Annotated in this window: 2 protein-coding genes; one reads left to right on the forward strand and one right to left on the reverse strand. The window is 68.8% G+C overall.

The window, feature by feature from the left end; all coding sequences use genetic code 11:
- On the forward strand, nucleotides 1–556 hold a 556-nt coding region (locus V6M49_RS05425; RefSeq protein ID WP_332760475.1), incomplete at its 5' end, for an SDR family oxidoreductase.
- Nucleotides 557–777: 221 nt separating this feature from the next.
- Here V6M49_RS05425 and V6M49_RS05430 read toward each other — a convergent pair.
- Entirely contained in the window at nucleotides 778–2067 is a 1290-nt protein-coding gene (locus V6M49_RS05430; protein ID WP_332760476.1) for a MinD/ParA family protein, read from the reverse strand.
- Nucleotides 2068–2253: the final 186 nt, after the last annotated feature.

Consider the following 2253-nt stretch of genomic DNA (forward strand, 5'->3'; position numbering starts at 1 on the left):
GAAGGCCGTGGACTTTTTCACCGCCGCCACCCGGAACCTGCTCGCAGCGGAGAAAAAAGCCCAGGTACGGCACCATATTGCGCTCTCGATCGTGGGCATCGATAAGGCTGCGTCGGGGCTGTATGCCGGGAAGCTCGCGCAGGAGGATGCCGTCCGGCACGGAGAGGTGCCGTGGACCGTCCTGCGGTCCACTCAGTTCCACGAGTTTGTGCCCATGGCGATCAGCGCCGCCTCGATTGGGCCGGCGGTCCTGGTTCCTCAGATGATCACTCAGCCGGTCGCGGCGCGGGAAGTGGCTGAGGCGTTGGTGGACGCGGCAGAGCAGGGACCCCGCGGACGGGTTGCCGATCTTGGCGGGCCCCGTCGGGAGCAGCTCGCGGACCTGGTCCGCAAGTACCTGCGCAAGTCCGGGCAGCGGAAGCTGGTCGTGAAGGTACCGGCACCCGGCCTCATGGGTCAAGCCATGCGTCGCGGTGACCTGGTCCCGGCGGCAGGCTCCGCCGTCGGACGCCAGACGTTCCACGAGTGGCTGGAAACCAGGCGTCCGGTTGCCTAGTGGCGCTGCCTGTGGCGCATGACCGCCGCCGCGAGCCCCATGGTACCCATGAGGGATCCGAGGATGATTGCCAGGCCTGTGAGGTATTCAAGAATGGTCATCGTTGACGCACCTTTCATATGGCTGATGCGCTGACGCTAACTACTGATGCTCAGGATCAGCGAAGGATCGCCGGGTGCGTTCACTCAAGATTGTCGCCCACCCAAAAGTAGGCAGAAACCCTACCGGTACCCGTCCACGATCGACGCCGCGATTTCCTTGTACGCCCGCCGCGTCTCGGGCTTCAGCACGTCCAGGGTGACCAGGTCGCCGTCGGCCACGCCACGGTCGTGCGGTACGGCGATGAGCTGGCGGCAGATCCCGGCGAGGTGTTCCTCGATGGCGTCCTTGTCCACGCGGGAGGAGACCTCGTCCTTGTCGGTGATGACCACCACGGCGTTCCGGGCCAGGTCCTCGTACCCGTGGCTCGCCAGCCAGTGCAGGGTGCTGCGGGCACGCTTGGCCCCGCTCACCGCATACCCGGCGGCGATGATGATGTTGTCCGCCGACTGCAGGATCCCGCTCATGGCGTTGTGCGTCACGCCGGTGCCGCAGTCGGTCAGGGCCACGGAGTAGTAGTTGGAGATGAGCTTGCGGATCCGCAGGTACTCGGCGGCGGTCAGCGAGTCGGAGACCTCCGGGTCCTGCTCCCCCGCGATCAGGTGCAGCCGGCCGGCGTGGTGCATGTACCGGGCCAGCGCGGTGAGCGAGTCAACGCCCTCGATGTTCGCCAGCAGGTCCGTGATGGTGCGCGGGCTGGCCTGCTGGTAGATGCCCTCGCCGAGGGCGCGCTCCACGAGGTCGCCGGAGTCCGGGTTGGCGTCGATGGCGCAGGGCGGGTCGCCGCGGAATTCGGCCAGCGTCAGGCCCACGCCCACCGTGGTGGAGGTCTTGCCGATGCCGCCCTTGAGGCTCAGCACCGCGGTGTTGTAGCTGCCCTGCAGCTGGCGGGAGATGCGGCGGCCCAGCTCGTCCTCCTCGCGCTGCTTGGCGCTGGGGCCCATGTTCCAGGCCCCGCCCGTGAGCGAGTAGAGGGCGCCGCGGACGCCGCCCACCGGCCGGGGCTTCTGCTCCTTGACGAACAGGCCCGGGGAGCTGATGAAGTCGGGCATGGGGCTGTCGGCGATGATGTCCGCGGTGGTGGGGCGGATGCGCCGGAACGCCGGTGCCGGCTCCGGTGCTTCCTCAGGAAGGTACGACGACGGCGGCGCGGCTTCGTCGCCGTCGTACGCCACTGCGGGGGTGCCATAGTCCGGCTCGGCCGGCTGCCCGTCCTGCGGCGCCGCCTGCGGCAGCGGGGTCACCGGCGGCCTGGCGGGCCGGCGGGTGGGCGCCGGGACGAAGGTGATGGGAGCAGAGGGCGCGGGGCTGGTTTGGTCGGCGGCGGCCGCCGCCTCTGCCCAGGAACTGCGGCGCGGTACCGGGGTGCCGGCGTCGGGGGTGCTCGAAAGATCTGGCGTTACGGCTGGCATGGTTCCTGTCTGGGCATCCAACAGCGCACCGTCGGCGCGACGGAGGTCACGGCGTCGCCGGGGCGGTTGCGGTAGCCCTGCATCTTCTGCGATGGGGCGTGCGTTCTGATCCGCCGGATCGGGCATGTCTGTCCCCCCAGGACTTTCGGCACAAGGTTCTGCGGCACTTTACGGACTGATTCAATC

It is taken from the genome of Pseudarthrobacter sp., assembly GCF_036675385.1.
GTDB lineage: Bacteria > Actinomycetota > Actinomycetes > Actinomycetales > Micrococcaceae > Arthrobacter.